The sequence below is a fragment of the Parasegetibacter sp. NRK P23 genome, from assembly GCF_023721715.1.
GTDB lineage: Bacteria > Bacteroidota > Bacteroidia > Chitinophagales > Chitinophagaceae > Parasegetibacter.
Map to the genome: position 1 here is coordinate 52,518 of NZ_JAMDLG010000023.1, position 21,385 is coordinate 73,902.

The following is a 21,385-nucleotide window of genomic DNA, read 5'->3' on the forward strand; positions in this document are numbered from 1 at the left end:
TTGTCAAATCCGGGATAAATCTACTATAAAATCGCACGCGGTTTGCGTTCAAAAGGATCAATCGTTTAAATACATGGATACCGCGGTGTTTTCCTGCGCTGCACTTCCGCTAAAATACGGATGGCGGGTTCCGAACATTTTGTATTGAAAATTGTACTTACTTTACCCTCTCAATTTGTAAAAATGCGCATAGGAATAGTTTGTTACCCCACTTTTGGTGGGAGCGGCGTACTGGCAACGGAATTAGGAAAGGCTTTGGCGGATAAGGGACACCAGGTTCATTTCATCACTTACCAGCAACCGGTCAGGCTTATAGAATTCAACGCAAATATATTTTACCACGAAGTTCGGGTACCCACGTATCCGTTGTTCGATTTCCCTCCTTATGAAACGGCACTGGCCAGCACGATGGTGGATGTGATCACGAACAACAGCATAGACCTGCTGCACGTGCATTATGCCATTCCCCACGCATCCGCGGCTTTTATGGCGAAACAGATTCTGCTGAAAAGCGGCAAGAATATTCCCGTGATTACCACGCTGCATGGAACCGATATTACGCTGGTGGGCAGGGACAAAACCTATGCGCCCGTGGTGACTTTTTCCATCAACGAGAGCGATGCCATCACGGCGGTATCTCAGAATCTCCGGGACGAAACCTACCGTTCCTTCAAAATTGAAAAGGAGATAGATGTGATCCACAACTTCGTGGACGTGAGCCGCTTTTCCAAAAAGCCGATCGATGCTTTCCGGAAAGTGATCGCGCCGAACGGCGAAAAGATCATCCTGCACGCCTCCAACTTCAGGAAGATCAAACGTGTTCAGGATGTGGTGGCCATTTTCGCGAAGATCAGGGAGAAAGTGCCCAGCAAATTACTTTTCGTTGGCGACGGCCCTGAGCGCCCCATGGCAGAGAACATGTGCCGCGAACTAAACCTTTGTGATGATATGCGGTTCGTGGGAAGGCAGGAACAGATTGAAGAGATCCTGGCTATTTCCGACCTTTTCCTCCTTACTTCCGAGTATGAAAGTTTTGGTTTGGCGGCATTGGAAGCCATGGCCACAAGAGTGCCTGTGATCTCCACGAATGCCGGAGGCCTGCCGGAAATCAATATCCATGGCAAAACGGGCTTCCTCAGCAACATCGGTAATGTGGAAGAAATGAGCGGCTTCGCCATCGAGCTACTCAGCAACGAAGAAATGCTGGAGCAATTCAGACAGAATGCGCGTGGACAGGCGGAACAATTCGATATCGGTAATATCGTTCCACAATACGAACGGTTGTACAACCGCTTCGTGAAATGTTTACCCTAACTTTTTTATTTGCTTTTCAGCCACTGGGCCGGGTTCACGAATTTTGACTCGATCATGAGACGGAATTCCAGTTCACCTACGCCTTCGTCGTTGGTGACTACGCGTCCCAGCGTTTGACCGGTTTTTACCGCCTGCCCTGCTTTCACCGTAGGATTGGTAACGCCGCCATACGCGGTAAAGTATTTACCGTGTTTTACGATCACCACCTGTGAGTTGGTGTTTACGTCCACGAAATATACCGAACTCACTTCACCATCGAAAATGGCTTTTACCGGTGCGCCGATGGGGGTATGAATCGTATAACCGTCGTTCACGAAAGTTACGGGTGTACCCGCCAATGTTTGTGTTCCGAATCCATATACCAGGGTGCCTGTTTCTACCGGCCAGGGCAGTGAACCCCTGTTCTTTTCAAAGTTGGTGGAGGAAATAACGCCTTCGGGGGTCATTTCGAAATCACTGCGGGCGCGTTTGGGCGCGGAGGATTCTGTATTGGTAACGGGATTGGTCTTTTTCTCCGGCACTTCATTCTTCGCCACATCCTTAGTGGCATTTGAATTAGACGTTCCCGCATTGGCGGCTTTTTCCGCTGCTGCTTTAGCGGCGGCCAGCTTTTTCGCTTCTTCCTGTCTTTTCCTTTCTTCCAGGCGCGCGGCTTCCAGTTCCCTTCGGATCACCGCGGAAATTGAACTCTGTAGTTTTTTATCCTGTGCCCGCTTGTTCGCGATCTCACGGTTCAGCTCTTTTTCTTTGGAGCGGAAACCTGCCACCACTTTATCCTGTTCTTTCTTTTCTTCCGCCAGAACTTCTTTTTCTTTGGTGGCGGCGGCCAGTACTTCGTCTTTCTCCTTACGGGTATTTTTCAGCCCATCAATCTTCGATTGAAGCAGGTTTTGTGTATTGGCAATATTTTCTGCCTGCTTTTCCCGGTAGGAGCGGTATGATTTAAGGTATGCGACCCTTTTAACCGCATCGTTAAAGTTGGTGGCGGAGAACAGGAAGTTCATGAAATCGTAGTTGCTCCTGTTCTTATAAGCATACACCAGGCTTTCCGCATATTGCGCCTTTAAAGTATCCAGCTCTCCTTTCAGTTTCCTTATCTCCAGGGCGGAGAGGTACATATCGTTGTTGATCACCCGAATTTCCTGGTTTACGTTGGAAACCGCTTTTTCACGAAGCTTCAGTTTGCGTTGAAGCAGCGCCAGTTGCGCAAGGGATGATTTTCTGTTCTTGGTGGTCTCGTTCAGTGTTTTCCGGATATTTTCAATTTCCTGTTGTATGGACGCGCGTTCTTTTTCAAGTTCGCTGCGTGTTTTCTGAGCGCTGGCCGTAAAGGCGAGCAGTAAGAATCCGAATACGTACAAGATTTTAACCGGCATAGTATAGATTTATAAACGTTGAACGCTTAATTGACGGAATAATTTTTCGGCACGTTGAAAGGGAATGATAAAGCTTCGTTAAAACTATATTGTTTGAAGTCGAGCTTTATGTCCAGCTTCTTTTTTTCTGCCAGGGTCAGGTTCCGGAAAGTGGAAAAATACCTTCCGTCCTTCACTTCGTAATTACTGTAAGTTACGGCACAGGTGCGGTTCCTGGAAGTATTCAGGTCGTCGATTTTACTGCTGAGTACCAGGAATTGCGGGTTGGAAACGGTGAGCAGGTTCTTGAACCAGCTTCCAATGTACAACAGGGATACCTGGTCGGGTGTTGTGCTGTAGGACTGAATATTACTATCCAGGAAAACGGGGTTGCCCACCAGTATGTTTTGAACGGTATTGAAATCGAAGGGGATATTGGTGATCTCCTGCAGGAAGGAAAGGGAACGGATCTTAGCTTCTTTATTGAGTTTGTCCATCACCTTTACACTATCCGGCGTAATCAGTACACGAAACGCTTCGATGCCCAGCGCCGCGTTGATGGATATCCAGATGGCGCTGTCTTTGAGAATGCGCACGAATGCGTTCACTTCATTTTTCTTTCCATCCGAAGCGGTAAAGTCCACTTTTATTTTGGCGGAAAAACGTTCAAAATCGATCTTTTTCTCTCCGAGCCGCGCATATACTTCTCTGATAAAGGCTGAGGAATCGGCTTGGGCGCTACCCGTGGGGATACGCACCGTTGAATCCGGTGGTACGATCACGTTTTGTAGTTTCCGTGCGGAGCGGCAACTGAAAACCGCGGTTACACAACAAAAGAATAGCAGGAACCTTTTTATACGAAGCATTTTTATGGTACTAACTTAAAAAATCAGGCCTTGCCGGTGTGACCGAATCCACCCGCGTTGCGTTCCGTTTCATTGATGGCTGCCACGGGTTCCCATTCCACGCGTGTAACGGGTTGTACCACCATTTGTGCAATACGGTCCCCGGGTTGGATGGTCTGTTGTTCCCCCGACAGGTTTACCAGGATCACTTTTATTTCTCCCCTGTAATCGGCATCAATGGTGCCGGGGCTGTTGAGACAGGTCAATCCTTGTTTGATGGCGAGTCCGCTGCGTGGCCGCACCTGCGCCTCGTAGCCGTCGGGCAGTTCCATGAAAAGGCCTGTGGGTACCAGTTGGCGCTCCATGGGTTGAAGTACAAGCGCTGTTTCTATGTTTGCCCTGAGGTCCATCCCGGCGGAGCCGGAAGTGGCGTACGAGGGCAGATCGTATTTGGATTGGTTGATGATTTTTACAGAAAGTGTACGCATGTGGCAAAACTAAAGTAAAATTTCCTGTAATCGGCTCCCGTTTTGGGTCACCACCAGTTCATGCACAGCCCCGCATTTCAGGGGCATATTGTATTTCTGATGGCCTATAGGAAAATCGAATGCCACCGGGAAATGGTATTTTTTCACCTTTTCAAGCATGATATCCGGCAGGGAAAGCGGGAACTCTTCTTTGGGGTCTTCTGATGGCTTCACCCTGAATCCGCCCAGTATTAACCCGGCTAATCCTTTGAAGATACCGGCGCGTTCGAGGCTCCAGCACATCCGGTCATAATGGTAGAGGTATTCGCCTGCGTCTTCCAGGAACAGGATTTTTCCTCGGGTGGAAGGCATGGAAACGGAGCCGATCATGCCATACAATACGGATAGGTTGCCCCCGACCAGTTCGCCCCTGACTTTCCCCGGAACATTGGCGGGGTGCATGGGCCCGTCATAAGGTATTCTTTCTCCTGTAAGCAATGGCCGGAGTGCCAGGATGGATTTTCGTACATCCGGGTCCGCATCGGCCAATGCCGCAGGAATGCTGTTGCACATTTTGGCGTGGATGGCGGCTGCCCGCACCTGCTTGTTCAGGTGGGCATGTAACACGGTGATATCGCTGAAACCTATGATCCACTTGGGATGGCGCCTGAAAGCGGAAAAGTCTAGTTTATCGATGAACCGGATCAGTCCATAACCACCTCTCGCGCAGAGAATGGCTTTAATTTCAGGGTTGTCGAGCATTTCCTGGAAGTCGTTCTTCCGCATCAAATCCTGCCCGCCCATGTTGCCCCATTGTTGCCCGATGCCTTTTCCGGGCACGGTCCGGAAACCCCAACTTTCCATGAGTCGCATCGCGGGAACCAGTTCTTCGGGGAACATATAACCAGCCGGACTGGGAATGCCGATTTGGTCCCCTTTTTGCAGGAAAGGAGGCTGAACGCATGAACCGGTTTCCGAAAAAATGGTGGAGGGAAGGAGCGCTTCCGCCTTTTTCAGGAAGGGAATACCAGTGAAAAAACGGAGCAGAAAGTCGGAACGAAGCATAACCGGCGTTTAAGATGCTAAAAGCGAAACTGCTTTCAGGAATACTAAAATACGGATGAACACACAATTGTATCAATACATCACCATAAAACCATCAGTATGAAGCCTACTATCCTTATTCCGGCATCCCTTCTTTTTCTGGCAGCCTGCAACAACGCGCCCGAACGTACCAAAGAGCCCGCCGATACTGTTGCGGTGGCCAGCATGGAAAGCATGATCAATCAGGCGATAGAAGACAGCGGCGTTCACCTCGACTATGCCGATTTTGGTAAAATGCTTGACCAGCGCCCCGCCAGCAGTGGTTTGTGGGATACCCAGCCTTTCCGTTCCGACCTTGAAAAATTACTCGGCGCCGATTATGCCGCCTTCCGGGAAGCCATGAGTGAGGCCACGCCACTTAAAAAAGACAAAGTTTATTATACCTGGGGCGTATTGCCAGATGATGCCGTGAAAGGGATCGGCTACGTAGTGGTAGAGCCGGAAACCGGGAAAATAGCCGCTTACCAGAACATCAACGGTAAGGTGAAAGAGTGGAAAACACCGGGTACGGAACCGTTTATTCCCCAGGAACTGGCCAGGAAAAAAACGGAATTTAAGTAGATGTGCTTTCCATGAGGTAATTTTGCATCCCGGAAATGGGATGCTTTTTTATTTCCGGCCGGAACAATCATTAAAGAAAGAGAAAAAATATACGGATGAAAGATTTTAAGAGATACCTGGTTACCGCGGCCCTCCCTTATGCGAATGGTCCCGTGCACATCGGTCACCTTGCGGGTTGTTACCTTCCCGCGGATATCTATGTGCGTTACCAGAGAGCCAGGAAGCAGGATATCAAATTCATCTGCGGAAGCGATGAACATGGCGTGCCCATTACGATCCGTGCCATGAAGGAAGGCATTACGCCCCAACAGGTAGTGGACAAATACCATGCGCTTATCAAAGACAGCTTCGCGGCCATGGGCATCTCTTTCGATATTTTTTCCCGCACCTCGAATCCGGTGCACCACGAAACATCTTCGGCGTTCTTTAAGAAGTTGTACGATGAAGGACTTTTTGAAGAGAAAGAAACCGAACAGTTCTACGATGAGGAAAAGCATACTTTCCTGGCAGACCGGTACATCACCGGAACCTGCCCCATTTGCAGCAATCCCAATGCTTATGGGGACCAATGTGAAAAATGCGGCACCTCGCTGAGCCCGGAACAACTGATCAATCCCAAAAGCGCATTGAGCGACGCGGTGCCTGTAAAAAGGAAAACCAAACACTGGTATTTCCCTTTGCAGAACTATGAATCCTTCCTTAAAAAATGGATACTGGAAGAACATACGGAATGGAAGAACAATGTTTTCGGCCAATGCAAAAGCTGGCTCGACAACGGACTTCAGTCCCGTGCCATGACCCGCGACAGCAACTGGGGCGTAAAAGTACCACTCCCGGATGCGGAAGGGAAAGTATTGTATGTATGGTTCGACGCGCCAATAGGTTACATCAGCGCCACCAAAGAACTTACGGAACAATGGGCGGATTACTGGCAGCAGGAGGATACAAAACTGGTGCATTTCATCGGGAAGGACAACATTGTTTTCCACTGCATCATCTTCCCCGCTATGCTGAAGGCGCACGGAGGTTATGTGCTGCCCGACAATGTGCCCGCCAACGAATTTCTCAACATAGAAGGAGATAAAGTCTCCACCAGCCGCAACTGGGCGGTATGGGTGAACGATTATATCAACGATTTCCCCGATCAGCAGGATATTCTCCGCTATGTATTGTGCAGCAACGCTCCCGAAACCAAAGACAATGATTTTACCTGGAAAGATTTTCAGGACCGGAACAACTCGGAACTGGTGGCCATATTCGGCAACTTCGTGAACAGGACCTTCGTGCTGATGCACAAACTCTGTGGCGGCAAAGTGCCGCCATTGCACGAAGCGCTGCTGGACGATGCCGATAAAAATATGCTGGCGGAATTCGATGCCGCACGCGGCCGCGTGGAGAAGAACCTGGAAGAATACCGCTTCCGCGACGCGCTGTTCGAAGTGATCGACCTGGCCCGAAAAGGCAACAAATACATGCAGGATAAAGGGCCGTGGCTGATTGATAAGGAACTTAAAAATAACCCGGACTCCGAAAGATATGCCAATGGGGTAGGGCAGCAACTGATTGATAACTGTCTGCACATCTGCCTGCAACTCACGGCTAACCTGTCCATTCTCATCAATCCTTTCCTTCCGTTCACGGCCAGAAAGATGTGCGGCATGATGAAGGTGGTGGAGAAAATGCTGGATTGGGAGAACGCGGGAAAAACAAAACTGCTGAGTGTAGGCTATACGCTCCGCGCCCCGGAACTGCTTTTCCGTAAAATCGAAGATGCGGAAGTTGAGGCGCAGGTGGAGAAATTACGCGCGGGACTGGTAAAGCCCGTCGCAACTGAAAACAAGCAGGAAGAAAAAAAGGAAACTGTGGAAGTCAATAAACGGGAAGGCGAAAAAGAAACCATCGTATTCGATGATTTCGCGAAGATAGAACTACGGGTAGGAACAATTGTACAGGCTGAAAAAGTTGAAAAAGCTGATAAACTCCTGAAACTGGAAGTGGACCTGGGCTTTGAGAAAAGAACCATCGTCTCAGGAATAGCGCTGCATTTTGCGCCTGACCAGATCATAGGACAACAAGTGGTTGTGGTGGTGAACCTTGCGCCAAGAAAAATGAGGGGCATCGAAAGCAATGGTATGATCCTGATGGCGGAAGAAAACGGGAAGTTATATTTCGTGCAGCCCGGTACTTCAATAGCGCCGGGTAGCGGCGTAAGCTGATAAATGCCGGGATTGTCGTATTTTCAGGAGGCCGGAAGATTTGCTTTGTATCAGTGGATCTTCCGGTCTTGTTTACCGCTTTATCATGAAAAAAATCTTCCGTCGCATACTCGTTGTTGTGGTTGCACTGGGCCTGTTGATGGCGGCGATGCACTTTTGGCTCGTAAACCACGCGGAACAACTGATCAGTGAAGTGGTGCGGCGGGAATCCAATGGCAAGGTGAAACTTGACCTGGAGAAGATCAACTACAATTACCGGACGCGCCAGCTCAGGTTAAAAAACGCGGTGCTTTACAATGATCCGGATGATACGCTTTCCGCCTACCGGTTCCAGATACCCGAAATAAGACTACGGCTCCTTTCGCTCCGGCAACTCATCTTCCAGAAAAAGCTGGGTATTGATAGCATCACGATCGCTTCCCCTGTCTTTGAAGTGACCCGTAACGCCCGGCGCAACCGAAAAAAAAATATCTCGCTTTCCACAGAAATGGGGAGCGTGTACAATGGCATCAGACAGGCACTTCAGAAACTACAGATCAGGGAAATGCACCTCCTGAACGGAAAATTCGTTCTGAAAGACAACAGCAGCGCGCCACCTACTGAAACGGTCATCTCTGACATCGATTTCCAGATCGACAACCTCAGCATCAGCGACAGTACCGATCCACAACGTCCCTTCTTCGTGGAGAATATCCGCTTTAATACCCGCAACCAGCATATTGATCTGCCTGGCGGTAAGCAAAGGCTGGGCTTTGCCCGCTTCAACATCAACATGAAGGCGCAACTCATCAGTATAGACAGTTTTTATATTCAGTCGCTCCGGCCCGAAGGAGAAAGCAACCAACTGAAAGCAACTTTCGATTCTATCCGGCTGATCCGCATTGATTTCGCTGCGCTTTATAACGATGAGACAATTGTTGCGGACTCTGTTTACTGCTCCAGCCCGAATCTTCGCCTCTCATTGCTCCCTCCCAATGATGCAAAACAAAAACTATCCCTTCGTGAGGTACTCAACGACATCGGCACCTCAATGGAGCTCCGTTATGTCGGGCTGCGCAATGCCGTGGTCCAATTGAAAGGCGGCAGGCAGGAAAAGGAGATCACTTTCAAAGGCGATAACCGCCTCATCGAAATGGATGGTCTTCACATTGATCCTGACGGTGCAAGTCCGTTGCGGGTGGACAGGTTCGTATTGGAAGCGAACAACTACGAATCATACAGCCCGGATAGTGTTTACCAGATCAAACTCAGCAGCATCGGACTGGAGGATCAAACCCTCCGGTTAGAAAACGTCGCGATCAAAACCCACTTACAGAAACAGGGGCAGCCTTTCCGGGACCATAATATTCCTTTGCTCACCCTGAACGGCATCGACTGGCAGGCCCTTCTTTTCGACAAAAAGATTGTAGCCGAGGATGTCACACTTACCGACCCTACCGTATTCTTCCGCAAAACAACGCCGGGCAGCGGCCCTAAAATCAGCGTATTCGACGCGTTGGACGTGGTGAACAATCTCGTAACGGTAAGGGATATCCGTGTGGAGAATGGCCGGTTTTATTTTGAACTGCCGCAGCAAACCCGTTTTGAATTCACCGGAGTGTCGGGAATGGTGCATGGTAACCAACTCCTTTACGCCAGCAATAGCCGGGAAATGGAGCAATCGGTGGGGCAGCTCCATATCCGTGATGCCAGCCTGCGCACCGGCAGGTGGCGCCTGGCCATGCGGGAAGCCGATTACAGGCCCGACGATGCCATGCTGCGCGGCGAAAGACTTGAACTTTTTGATGCCGATCAGCAATTACAGGCTACCGCAAATGGCTTTACCGTTTCTTCCATTGTGCCCGTGGATTCCCTGCAACAACTGAATGTGGGAAGCATCAGCTGGGAGAAAGCCGATATCCGTTATGCCACTGGTCCATTGCAACGCAAACGGGATCGCGATAAACGCTCCAACAGGTCGCTGTTCATTGCTTCCATCGCCGGTAAAAACACGGCGCTCCACTTCGATCTTCCCAACAACGCCCGCGCGGGAACCGCGTTCCGCTACCTGCACCTGCGTAATGTAAGACCGCTGGACGTGGGTTTCCTGCAATCCGGGTTTCCACAGTTATCAATGGCGGGTGATAGCCTTTATTACACAGATGCCTTGATGCTGTTCTCAGGCGGTGCCTACACCTATACCGAAGCGGGAACATTCAGTATATCCAATCCATCACTCGTATTGGATCAACCTGGCGTTCAGTTAAAGGTGACCATGCCATCCCTTGAAACAGACGCGCCGCTTCCTGCCATTACGGGAAATAGTATTGATGTAAAGCGCCTGAACCTCTACCAGCCCGAAGTTCATCTATTTCTTGACTCTGCAACAAAAATTGAGGAAAACACGGAAGCACCATCCGTGAAAAAAAGTTTCGCGATCGGTGAATTGACCCTGCACCACCCGGCGGTACACATTTATAAAGAAACGGTAACCGGAAGAATGGAATTGCATCCGCAGCTTACAGATATCCCAAAGCTGTGGCGGTTTTCAGGATTAAAACTTGATGGAGAGAAAGAAACTTTTACCATAACATCCGCTGCTTTTTCCGATTCGCTTCACCTGCATCTGGCAGGCAGTAAAACGCCCAATTACCGTTTTTCCACTGAAGCATTGCTGGAAAATATCAGTATTCCGATGCGTAAAAACACCGAAGCCAGCATTACTGTTTCACGTGTTTCAATCCCCTTTATCAGCTTACCCGGCGCAAATGATCTTTTTCTGAAAGGCATTGAAGTGCACCACTCGAAACTGCTCCTTCAGAAAGAAACCTCCGGTTTTGACATGATGCGGTTGCCTGGTTGGAAAATTGGTGTAAACGAAGGCTTTTGGAGCAATGGAAGGGATCAGTTAAAATGGACCGGTACACAATATATATCCGATTCAGCCAGTATTTCAGTGGATGGATTTGAATTGAAACCCTTGTTGAGCAAGGATTCTTTTTTCCTGCAACAGGTCTTCCAAACGGATTACATCACCGCCAGCGGTGGTCGTTCCTGGCTAAAAAACATCAACCGGCAGGCGGATTCCACTTGGACCGCAGACGCACTTGAACTGAACGGAACGAATATTTCCGCGTACCGCGACAAGCGCCTACCGTTCCAGCATGGCTCCGAAAAGAAAATGCCCACCCAGATGCTGGAAGATGCGGGGATGCCCGTTTCTATCCGGGAAGTAAACGCCCGCGACATGAAGGTTACCTATGGCGAATGGAACGATAAAACAGACAAAGAAGGCTTCGTAACACTGCATGTGAACAAGGCGCAGCTCTTCCCGGTTACAACAACACCGCAGGCCGGGGATACGCTTTTCCTCACCGCACAGGGTCGGTTCATGGAAAATATCCCATTCCAGGTTTCCATAGACCAGCCTTACCTGGACACCCTCCGGCAAATGCAGGTTTACCTGCTGGCGGGCCCCGGAACGCTTACAGGATTGAATGCCATGCTGCCGGCATTAGGCTCTGTATACATTAAGAGTGGAAGGTTTTCACAACTTACCATGAATGCCTCAGCCGATAAAAATACCGCAACGGGTGAAATGCTGCTGCGCTACCAGAACCTGCACCTGCGCATTCTCAAGAAAGGCAACATGGAGAAAAAAGGCTTTTTTGCCTCGATCGCTACCTTCCTGGCCGATCATCTGCTCGTAAAACATTCCAACCAATACCGGAAAGGGGTGTTTAAACACCAGCGCAATACGGAAAAATCCGTCTTCAACTACCTGGTAAAAATCATCATCAAAGGGGCGGGTACCAGCGCCGGGCTGCTCAAGAATAAAAAGAAGAAAAAATAGTTGTTTAGCTAACTATTTTTACGGAAATTAGACTTTCAGGATTGCTCCTGCCAAATCAAAAACACCTCCGATGGAAAAGAGAATCATCAAGAAAGTGGCCGTATTGGGAAGTGGCGTAATGGGATCTAGAATAGCCTGTCATTTCGCCGGAACGGGCCACCAAGTGCTGCTGCTGGATATAGTTCCCAAAGAAGCCGCCGGTTCCGATAAGAAATCAGAGCGCAATAAACTGGTGAACGATGCGCTTCAATCGGCGGTGAAAAGCAATCCTTCGCCCCTATACCATCCTTCTTTCCTGAAAAATATCTCCACCGGCAACTTCGAGGACGACATGAAACGGATCGCAGATTGTGACTGGATTATTGAAGTGGTGGTGGAAAGACTTGATATTAAAAAGACTGTATTCGACCAGGTAGAGCAGTTCCGGAAACCGGGAACATTGGTTACCTCCAATACTTCGGGTATTCCCATTCACCTCATGGCCGAAGGCCGTACCGATGATTTTAAAAAGCATTTCTGCGGAACGCATTTCTTCAATCCCCCGCGGTACCTGCGCTTGCTGGAGATCATACCCACGCCAGATACGGATTCCGCCGTGGTGGATTTTCTTCTTGCCTATGGCGATAAGCGTTTGGGCAAGGCCACGGTGCTGTGTAAGGATACGCCAGCGTTTATTGCCAACCGGATTGGTGTTTACAGTATCATGCACATTTTCGGACTGGTAGATCAACTCGGCCTCAGCATAGATGCTGTGGAAGCATTGACGGGTCCCGTGATCGGTCGCCCGAAATCCGCTACCTTCAGAACCGCTGATGTGGTAGGCATTGATACCCTGGTGAAAGTAGCCAACGGTGTGAAGGAGCATTGTGCGAACGACGAGCAACGGGCCGTTTTTGAAATACCGGGCTGGCTGCAACAAATGGTAGACAAACAATGGCTGGGTGATAAAACAGGCCAGGGCTTTTTCAAAAAAACGAAAGGGGCGGGCGGAGAAAAAGAAATTCTTTCACTTAACCTTTCTACACTGGAATATGGCCCTCGGGAGAAGCCTAAATTCGCAACCCTGGAAGCGGCCAAAGTGATCGACAACCTGCACCAGCGCTTACCCATCCTGTTGGCTGGAAGCGACAAGGCTGCTGAATTCTACCGACTGTTTCATTATGGGTTGTTCTCTTATATTTCTCACCGTATCCCTGAAATCTCAGATGAGCTTTACCGTATTGATGATGCCATGATGGCCGGGTTTGGCTGGGAGATCGGTGCATTTGAATCCTGGGATGCCGTTGGGGTGCAGAAGACCGCGGAGAAAATGAAAGCAGCCGGATTTACCGTGGCGCCCTGGGTGGAAAAGATGTTGGCCGACGGCATTTCCCGGTTCTATAAAATTGAAAAGGGGCAGAAATATTATTACGATATCAGTTCAGGCGGATACCAACCGCTTCCGGGTGGCGAAGCGTTTATCGCGATGAACCGTTTCCTGGACCAGAAAGTATGGAGCAACGCGTCCTGTAACCTGGTGCACCTGGGTGATGATGTGCTGGGCTTGAGCTGGAACACGAAAATGGGTAGCATTGGCGGGGATGTATTGTCGGGTATGCAGAAGGCAGTGGAACTGGCGGAAAAAAGTTACAAAGGACTCGTGATCGCCAATGAAGGCGCTAATTTTTCGGCGGGCGCCAATGTAGGCATGATCTTCATGCTTGCTATAGAACAGGATTACGATGAACTGGATATGGCCATCCGCATGTTCCAGCAAACGATGATGCGTATGCGTTATTCAGCCGTTCCGGTGGTGGTGGCGCCGCACGGACTGGCACTGGGCGGGGCTTGTGAGTTGAGTCTGCACGCGGATAAATGTTGTCCGGCAGCGGAAACTTATACCGGGCTGGTAGAACTGGGTGTCGGACTCATACCCGGCGGGGGTGGAACCAAAGAGTTCGCTTTGCGTGCGGCGGATGAATTGCACAAGGACGAACCCGATTTTAATACACTGAAACACCGGTTCTTCAATATTGCCACGGCTAAAGTAGCTACTTCGGCGCAGGAAGGTTTTGACATCGGCGTTTACCGTAAAGGGATAGACGAAATCAGCGTCAACCAGGAACGGCGCATAGCAGATGCCAAAAAAGCCGTGATGGAGTTGTTCGATAAAGGGTATGCGCAACCGTTGCAAAGGACGGATATTCTTGTACCCGGCCGTTCCGCGCTCGGCGCCTTATATGCGGGCATCAACGGGATGTGGCGCGGCAACTACGCCACGGACCATGATGTACTGGTAGCCAAAAAACTGGCGTATGTGATGTGCGGCGGTGACCTGAGTGAACCCACGCAGGTATCGGAACAATACCTGCTCAACCTGGAACGCGAAGCGTTTCTTTCCCTTTGCGGCGAAAAGAAAACCCTGGAACGGATACAAAGCGTACTGAAAGGAGGAAAGCCCATCAGAAATTAACCATTCATCCCAATTAAGTTTGCACGTTCAGTGTCGCCTGGCTATCTTGTTACAAATATTTCCAGGTGACGATACTTTCATTAAAAGACATACACAAATCGTACGGCTCCATCAAAGCGCTGAACGGTGTGGGATTCGATGTGCCACAGGGCTCCGTATTCGGAATTCTTGGTCCAAACGGCAGCGGAAAAACCACGCTGCTCAGCATTATCCTTGATGTGCTGCACGCCGATAAAGGAGCGTACAGCTGGTTCGGAGAAACGCCTTCGCCGGAGCAACGTAAAAAAATCGGTTCCTTATTGGAGACGCCCAACTTCTACCATTATCTTTCTTCGGAACGCAACCTGCGCATTACCCACTCCATCAGTGGAAGGGGAGACGCCGCCGGTATTGAAAGCGTATTGAAGAAAGTAAACCTCTACGAGAGAAGAAAATACAAATTCAGCTCATACAGTCTTGGGATGAAGCAACGCTTGGCCATCGCGGCTTCCCTGCTCGGTGACCCTTCCGTATTGGTACTGGACGAACCGACCAATGGACTTGACCCCGTAGGCATCGCGGAAATCCGGGAATTGATCCGGGAGTTGAACCAGAAGGGACATACCATCATTATGGCCAGTCACCTGCTGGATGAGGTGGAAAAAATATGTACCCATGTCGCTATCCTGAAAAAAGGAAACCTGATCGCGCATGGAGAAGTGGACGCGGTATTAACCGATGAGGACCAGGTGGAAATAGGTGCCGCTGACATCAGCGCATTGGAAACCATGGTAAAACAATACCCGGGCTTGTTGCACGCGAAAACCGATGGCAATACCATATTATTGGGACTTCCAAAGGGAACCGCTTCGCTGGAACAACTGAACAGGTTCTGCTTTGAAAGAAACATCGTACTCAACCACCTTGTGCTGAAGAAAAAACGTTTGGAAGCACGCTTCTTTGAACTCACCCAATAACCCAGACCATGAACATCGCAAGAACCGAATGGCTTAAAATAAAGAATTATCCCGCTTTCTGGTGGGTGATTGGCATTACCGCGCTTTCTTATCCAGGTATCAATTACATCATGTTCAACGCCTACGAGGCGCTCACCCAGCAAAAAGACATGACCGCTGAAATGGCGAAGATGTTGCTGGGTAACCCTTTCGCATTGCCGGAAGCCTGGCATACCGTTGCCTATTTCTCTTCCATATTTATTTTCATTCCCGCCATCGTGGTGATCATGCTCATCACCAACGAATACACCTACAAAACGCACCGGCAGAACATCATAGAAGGATGGAGCCGGCAGCAGTTCATGCTGGGTAAGTTCATTGATGTGGTCATTATTGCAGCGTTGATCACGGTACTGTACACCGCCGTTACACTGATCATTGGTTCGGTGAATACCAGCGTGGTGGAAGCGAAGGAAAGCAAACTTCAGTTTATCGGACTTTTCGCGTTGCAGACCTTCTCCCAACTTAGTTTGGCTTTCGCGATCGGGTTCCTGCTGCGGAAATCATTCATCGCCCTGGCGATCTTTATCTTCTACTACCTGATCCTGGAACCGATCGGTGTGCAGGTGATGAAGATCAAAGCCAACGACATGGGGCGTTTCCTCCCGCTTGAACTTTCAGACAGAATGATTCCGCCTCCGGGCTTCTATGCCAGGTTCAGTAAAGGGTACGACGCCGCTTTAGCCGCCATGAATACGCATGTTGTGTACACGCTTATTTTTACAGCGGCGCTCTGGGCATTCTGTTTCTGGCTCAACAAAAAACGTGATCTCTAATGATGCGCCGTTAGTTCAGCAACAGCGGCTTCGACGGAAGGATATTTGAACTGAAATCCTGTTTTGCGCACTTTTTCCGCGCTTACGGTGGTGCTTTTCAGCACTTCTATGCTCATCTCTCCCAAGACTATTTTCAGCATGAACGACGGCACGTACAGCGGAATATGAAAGCCGGGCTTTACGCATTTTGCGATTTCAAGTGTGATCTCTTTATTGGTCGCGGGTTTGGGCGCCACCGCGTTGTACACGCCGTTGGTTTCGGCTGCTTCAATGGCATGGAGGTAAAGCCTGCACAGGTCGTGGATATGGATCCAGCTCATGACCTGCTTTCCATTTCCCAGGATGGCCGCAACACCCATTTTAACCGGTTTCGCGAATTCCTTGTATGCGCCACCCTGGTTGCTGAGCGCGAGCCCGGTGCGGAGGATCACCAGCCTTTTGCCCAGTTCTTTTACCGGCGCTATACTATTTTCCCAGGCGATGCAGGTCTGGCCGAGAAATCCATTTTCAGCCGGGGCGTCTTCTGTAAACGGTATTTTTCCGGGCATATCGGGTCCGTACCAGCCGATACCCGAGGCGCTGACTACCGTAGTCACTTTGTTTGGAATTTCTTTTAATGATTTTACCAGCAATGCCGCGCTCAGGGTCCTGCTTTCCAAAATCTCTTTTTTATAAGCTTTGCTCCATCTTTTGTCTGCCACGCCGGCTCCTGCCAGGTGAATAATAACGTCGGCTTCCCGGATAGCGGTTGCGTCGATGGTCTGTTTTCTAACATCCCATTCCCTGTATTGCAACTGATCCGTGCTGTTTTTTCCGGAAGCATTTCGCGTAAGCACAATTACTTTATAGCCTTTTTCATTCAGCAATGTGGAAAGTGCGCTTCCCACCAGTCCGGTTCCCCCGGTAATAACGATGGTTCTCATGGTGCCGTAAGATTATCGGTGAAGGTAATTCAATGTGTATATAACTCTGTTTCAATAAATAAGTTCAGCGTTCGGGCCTGGTTTTCCGCGCTGGAGGCGCGTTTGAAAATGTGTGACAGCGTCCCTCAAATTGTGCTACCTTTGTACCTTCATTATCTATTTGAAATAATTTATATATGAAATTCGGAGTTGTAGTATTCCCCGGTTCCAATTGCGACAGAGATATGCAGGACGCCCTTACTGATCTGGGCCAGGAAGTTATAATGCTGTGGCACAAAGACAAGGACCTGAGCATGTTCACCACAGAGGATTGCATTGTATTACCCGGCGGATTTTCCTACGGCGATTACCTGCGTTGCGGCGCCATCGCCCGTTTCAGTCCCATGATGCAGAGCGTGATTGAATTTGCGGGCAGGGGCGGAAAAGTGCTGGGCGTATGTAACGGGTTCCAGATTCTTTGTGAGGCCGGACTTCTGCCCGGTGTATTGCTGCGCAACGCCAACCAGAAATTCATCTGTAAAAATGTGTTCCTGAAAGACGCGGAAGGCAAAGTACTTCAGGTTCCGATCGCGCATGGCGAAGGAAGATACCATGCCGATGAAGCTACTTTGAACCAGTTGGAAGCTAACGGGCAGGTGATTTACCGTTATTGTGATGCCGATGGAAATGTTTCCGCGGATGCCAATCCGAACGGCGCTACCCGCAATATAGCGGGTATCTGCAATGAAAACCGTACTGTTTTTGGGATGATGCCGCACCCCGAGCGTGCCTGCAACGGGCAGTTGGGCAATAAAGATGGCCGGGAAGTATTCCGTTCTATTTTAATAAAAGAATTGCCTGTATTGGTGTAGTGCAATTCCTTGTTCGTCGACTTTTAAGTTTTTATTAGGATAGTAAAATGCAACTTTGGTAGCATTGATTCTTCTTACAAGAAAAACATTTATGAAGATGCGAAAATTACTTTTTACAATGATGCTGCTGGCCGGAACGGTGTTTTCTGTTTTCGCGCAGTCGAACAAGGAAGTGACCTGGAAATACACGACCAAGAAAATTGCAGCCAATACTTACGAAGTACACATGACCGCTACCATCAATGGTAACTGGCACCTGTACGCACAGGATGGCGGCGATGGTCCTGTTTCCACTTCATTCAAGTTTACCAAGAATCCGCTCCTTACCACTGAAGGTAATGTGAAGGAAGTGGGTAAAATGAAGAAAGTGTTTGAAGACGCTTTCGGTTCTGAAGTTCGTTTCTACGAGAAGACCGTTGATTTCGTACAGGTGGTGAAAGTAAAAGGTAAAGCCAAGACAAACCTTGCCGGAACTGTTGAATTCATGGTTTGTAACGACAAAGAATGTCTTCCTCCCGCAGAAGTTCCTTTCAAGATCGCTATTGGAGGATAATTGCTCCGTCTCCGATGATTGAATAAATAATAGTTACAAAACGGGTTCTTGTCCAGGAACTCGTTTGTTTTTTCACCCAGCCAACTCAACCGAGAACAACACCAAGATGAAAAAATTAGTATCTGCAATACTTGGACTGGCGCTCTTCTTCCTGCCATCCCTAGTTGTTGCGCAAGACTCCGCTGCTGCCAACGCTCCAGTTAAATTTACTTACAGCGCCGTTCTGAAAGAAGGCAATGTATACACCATCCAGATAAAAGCCGCAATCGAAAACGGCTGGCGACTTTTTGCCACCTCCGCTTCAGATGATGAGCCGAATTCCCGCGTAACACTTGATTCTTCCACCAAAGGCAACATTGTTGGAGCGGTGAAGGAAGTGCAAGCGCCAAAATTGGTGAATGAGCCGTTATTTGATGGGATGCAGGTGAAGGTATTTGAACAAACTGCGGAATGGAGCGTGGATGTGAGCGTCACGGACAAGTCTGCGGATGTGAAAGGTGCAGTGGCCTACATGGCCATGAAAGGTGAAGATGTGGTAGGGCCGGAAAATGCCGAGTTCCGCTTTGCTTTTGATGCTTCCGGTAACCTCGTGGGTAAATCAACAGAGCTGGCGGTTTCAGCAGATGCGGCCAGTTCCATCAAGAGGGCTTCCATTGATATGAAGAATCCGGTTGAAAACTGCGGTGGAACTGGTGTTGAAGGAGATGAAAAACAAAGTCTCTGGAAAATATTCATCCTCGGTTTCCTGGGTGGACTATTGGGTTTGATCATGCCTTGTACTTTCCCCATGATCCCGCTTACTGTTTCGTTTTTTACAAAGCAGTCACAGGATAAAAGAAAAGGCATCTTCAACGCCTTCATGTACGGGTTCTTTATCTTCCTGATTTATGTATTACTGAGTGTGCCGTTTTATTTTCTGGATGCGGGCAGCTCGGATATCCTGAATAATATTTCCACCAACGCATGGCTGAACATCGCTTTCGCAGTGATCTTCTTCGTGTTCGCGCTTTCCTTCTTTGGATTGTTCGAAATCGGCTTGCCCAGCAGCATGACCAACAAAGTGGATTCCAAATCGAATATAGGTAGCCTGGGTGGTATCTTCTTTATGGCGCTCACGCTCGCCATCGTATCCTTCTCCTGTACAGGTCCTATTTTGGGATCATTGCTGGTAGGTGCGTTGAACCAGGACGGTGGTGCGCTTCAGCTTACAGTAGCCATGGGCGGTTTCGGACTGGCACTAGGGCTTCCCTTTGGGTTGTTCGCTCTGTTTCCGAACTGGCTCAGTTCCCTGCCCCGTTCCGGCGCATGGATGAATACGGTGAAAATCGTGTTCGCCTTTATCGAACTGGCCCTGATGATCAAGTTCCTTTCCAACGCTGACCTCGTGATGCACTGGGGCATTCTCAAAAGAGAGGTGTTCTTTGGCATCTGGGTGCTGATTGGCCTGGCCCTTTCACTTTATCTCTTCGGTATTCTTAAATTCAAACACGATCCCCCGCCGGCCAAATTGAGCAAAGGCAGGATTGCATTAGGCCTGCTCTTCCTGGCGTTTACCATTTACCTGGTGCCTGGTCTTACCAATACCAAATATGCGAACCGCGCATTGGTGAGCGGGTTCCCGCCGCCCATGAGTTATAGCGTGTACGGTCACGAAGCGGCAGCCGGTAAAGGAGTAGAGCCTAACGTGGTAAACGATTATGAAAAAGCCCTGGCTTTATCCAAAGAGACAGGCAAACCATTGCTGATAGATTTTACAGGTTGGGCCTGTGTGAACTGCCGTAAAATGGAGGAGAATGTGTGGGTGCAACCTGAAATAAAAGAACTGATCGAAAAGAATTTTATCCTCGTTTCACTTTATGTGGACGATAGGAAAGTATTGCCGGATGATGCGCAGTTTCTTTACCCTGTTTCTGACGGTAGCAAAAAGCCCATCAAGACAGTTGGAGACAAATATATCACCATGCAGTCGGAAAACTTTGGTAATGCGTCGCAGCCTTTATATGCGATCATCACAGGAGATGAGAAGCTGCTTACCAGGCCGGTTGGGTACACCCCATCTGTTACTGAATATGGAGATTGGTTGAAATGCGGGCTCGAAGCCGCAAAAAAATAAAAAACAAAAGCCGCAGTTTTTCGCTGCGGCTTTTTTATTCCACTCACTAAAACAAAACTTAGGATCCGCGCTGGGCCCTGCCCGTTACACGCGTGTTCTTGGCCGAGGTCTTATTGTTCACACTGCCTTTGTTCACCATCATGCCAGGCTTCGCCTGGGGTTGACCCGGTTTCTTCTTGTCTTTCCCTTTATTGGAGTTATTCAGTAACGACATACACTACAGTTTTAATGTTCAGTAAATATAAGGAACCCAATAGAAAATCCCCCGTTGAAGCGGGGGATTTTAATTCTTTACCTGGTTTGGACTTTAGGTGCTAAGAATCATCTGTCAAATCTTACAAAGCGATCTTTTTTTCGGTCATCATTTTGCGCAGGTTGATCAGGCCGTAGCGCATTCTTCCGAGTGCAGTGTTGATGCTGCAATTGGTCATGGAAGCGATTTCCTTGAAGCTCATATCCGCGTAGTGGCGCAGGATAATCACTTCACGCTGGTCTTCGGGCAAACGGTCGAGCATGTCGCGAACGCGGTCATGGCTCTGGCGTTTCATCATTTTCACATCGGCGCCATCTTCAGTGAAGTTGAGCACCTCGAAAATGTCGCGGTCGTCACCAGTCTTGATAACAGGTGTTCTTTTCACCTTGCGGAAATGGTCCACACACAGGTTGTGTGCGATACGCATGGCCCAGGGAAGGAACTTGCCTTCATCAGTGTAACGGCCGGAGCGAAGGGTGTCGATCACACGAATGAATACTTCCTGGAAGATGTCCTCCGCGAGGTACTTGTCTTTTACCAGGAACAGTACAGACGTGTAAATCTTGTCCTTGTGGCGCAGCACAAGGGCTTCAAGGGCAGTCATGTTGCCCTCGATGAACAGACGAATCAGTTCATTGTCGGTTTTTTGCACAAATGATTTCATAGAAATCTACGGTTTTTGATGGACGTTTGGATATTGGGTTTACTCGGAAATACTTGGGAAATCTTGTGTAGAGGAGTGTACGATAGGCGTAATCTTTTAAATGGTTTTTGA

17 protein-coding genes are annotated in these 21,385 nt (G+C 49.1%); 10 read left to right on the top strand and 7 right to left on the bottom strand.

What is annotated here, in order from left to right:
- Positions 1–183 precede the first annotated feature (183 nt).
- Positions 184–1,314, top strand: a complete 1,131-nt coding sequence (gene bshA, locus M4J38_RS19040; protein WP_251761400.1) for an N-acetyl-alpha-D-glucosaminyl L-malate synthase BshA — start codon at positions 184–186, stop codon at positions 1,312–1,314.
- Positions 1,315–1,319: 5 nt separating this feature from the next.
- On the opposite strand, the gene M4J38_RS19045 is transcribed toward bshA, so the two are convergent.
- The 4 genes from M4J38_RS19045 to M4J38_RS19060 all read right to left on the bottom strand — a co-directional run bounded on the left by M4J38_RS19045 (position 1,320) and on the right by M4J38_RS19060 (position 5,046).
- Entirely contained in the window at positions 1,320–2,690 is a 1,371-nt protein-coding gene (locus M4J38_RS19045) for a murein hydrolase activator EnvC (protein WP_251761401.1), read from the bottom strand.
- 26 nt (positions 2,691–2,716) lie between these two features.
- Positions 2,717–3,451 carry a DUF4292 domain-containing protein gene (locus tag M4J38_RS19050; protein ID WP_251761402.1) on the bottom strand — a complete coding sequence of 245 codons (735 nt, stop codon included), beginning with the start codon at positions 3,449–3,451 and terminating at the stop codon, positions 2,717–2,719.
- 107 nt (positions 3,452–3,558) lie between these two features.
- Positions 3,559–4,002, bottom strand: coding sequence for a dUTP diphosphatase (gene dut, locus M4J38_RS19055; protein ID WP_251761403.1), 444 nt, complete (start codon positions 4,000–4,002; stop codon positions 3,559–3,561).
- A 9-nt stretch (positions 4,003–4,011) separates the two neighbouring features.
- Positions 4,012–5,046 (bottom strand): LD-carboxypeptidase, encoded by a 1,035-nt coding sequence (locus M4J38_RS19060; RefSeq protein ID WP_251761404.1) that lies wholly within the window; start codon positions 5,044–5,046, stop codon positions 4,012–4,014.
- A 99-nt stretch (positions 5,047–5,145) separates the two neighbouring features.
- Between M4J38_RS19060 and M4J38_RS19065 the strand changes: the two genes are divergently transcribed.
- The 6 genes from M4J38_RS19065 to M4J38_RS19090 all read left to right on the top strand — a co-directional run bounded on the left by M4J38_RS19065 (position 5,146) and on the right by M4J38_RS19090 (position 15,917).
- Positions 5,146–5,646, top strand: a complete 501-nt coding sequence (locus M4J38_RS19065; RefSeq protein ID WP_251761405.1) for a hypothetical protein — start codon at positions 5,146–5,148, stop codon at positions 5,644–5,646.
- Positions 5,647–5,741: 95 nt separating this feature from the next.
- Positions 5,742–7,862 (top strand): methionine--tRNA ligase, encoded by a 2,121-nt coding sequence (metG, locus tag M4J38_RS19070; protein WP_251761406.1) that lies wholly within the window; start codon positions 5,742–5,744, stop codon positions 7,860–7,862.
- An 85-nt stretch (positions 7,863–7,947) separates the two neighbouring features.
- Positions 7,948–11,694, top strand: coding sequence for a DUF748 domain-containing protein (locus tag M4J38_RS19075; protein ID WP_251761407.1), 3,747 nt, complete (start codon positions 7,948–7,950; stop codon positions 11,692–11,694).
- Between the two features lie 70 nt (positions 11,695–11,764).
- Entirely contained in the window at positions 11,765–14,146 is a 2,382-nt protein-coding gene (locus M4J38_RS19080) for a 3-hydroxyacyl-CoA dehydrogenase/enoyl-CoA hydratase family protein (protein ID WP_251761408.1), read from the top strand.
- A gap of 65 nt (positions 14,147–14,211) precedes the next feature.
- A complete protein-coding gene (locus M4J38_RS19085; protein WP_251761409.1) occupies positions 14,212–15,102 on the top strand; it encodes an ABC transporter ATP-binding protein in 891 nt (296 codons plus the stop codon).
- Between the two features lie 8 nt (positions 15,103–15,110).
- Entirely contained in the window at positions 15,111–15,917 is an 807-nt protein-coding gene (locus M4J38_RS19090) for an ABC transporter permease (protein WP_251761410.1), read from the top strand.
- Here M4J38_RS19090 and M4J38_RS19095 read toward each other — a convergent pair.
- Positions 15,914–16,840: a TIGR01777 family oxidoreductase gene (locus M4J38_RS19095; protein ID WP_251761411.1), complete on the bottom strand. Its 927-nt coding sequence runs from the start codon at positions 16,838–16,840 to the stop codon at positions 15,914–15,916. The two genes, M4J38_RS19090 and M4J38_RS19095, sit on opposite strands and share 4 nt — an antisense overlap.
- 176 nt (positions 16,841–17,016) lie before the next feature.
- On the opposite strand from M4J38_RS19095, the gene purQ reads away from it, so the two are divergent.
- The 3 genes from purQ to M4J38_RS19110 all read left to right on the top strand — a co-directional run bounded on the left by purQ (position 17,017) and on the right by M4J38_RS19110 (position 20,357).
- A complete protein-coding gene (gene purQ, locus M4J38_RS19100) occupies positions 17,017–17,691 on the top strand; it encodes a phosphoribosylformylglycinamidine synthase subunit PurQ (RefSeq protein WP_251761412.1) in 675 nt (224 codons plus the stop codon).
- A 97-nt stretch (positions 17,692–17,788) separates the two neighbouring features.
- A complete protein-coding gene (locus tag M4J38_RS19105) occupies positions 17,789–18,244 on the top strand; it encodes a protein-disulfide reductase DsbD domain-containing protein (protein WP_251761413.1) in 456 nt (151 codons plus the stop codon).
- Positions 18,245–18,350: 106 nt separating this feature from the next.
- Positions 18,351–20,357 (top strand): protein-disulfide reductase DsbD, encoded by a 2,007-nt coding sequence (locus tag M4J38_RS19110; protein ID WP_251761414.1) that lies wholly within the window; start codon positions 18,351–18,353, stop codon positions 20,355–20,357.
- Between the two features lie 58 nt (positions 20,358–20,415).
- On the opposite strand, the gene M4J38_RS19115 is transcribed toward M4J38_RS19110, so the two are convergent.
- Together M4J38_RS19115 and M4J38_RS19120 are read right to left on the bottom strand one after the other, a co-directional pair.
- Positions 20,416–20,571: a hypothetical protein gene (locus M4J38_RS19115; RefSeq protein ID WP_251761415.1), complete on the bottom strand. Its 156-nt coding sequence runs from the start codon at positions 20,569–20,571 to the stop codon at positions 20,416–20,418.
- A 121-nt stretch (positions 20,572–20,692) separates the two neighbouring features.
- Complete coding sequence (locus M4J38_RS19120) at positions 20,693–21,274, bottom strand: RNA polymerase sigma factor (RefSeq protein WP_251761416.1); 582 nt, start codon at positions 21,272–21,274, stop codon at positions 20,693–20,695.
- Positions 21,275–21,385: the final 111 nt, after the last annotated feature.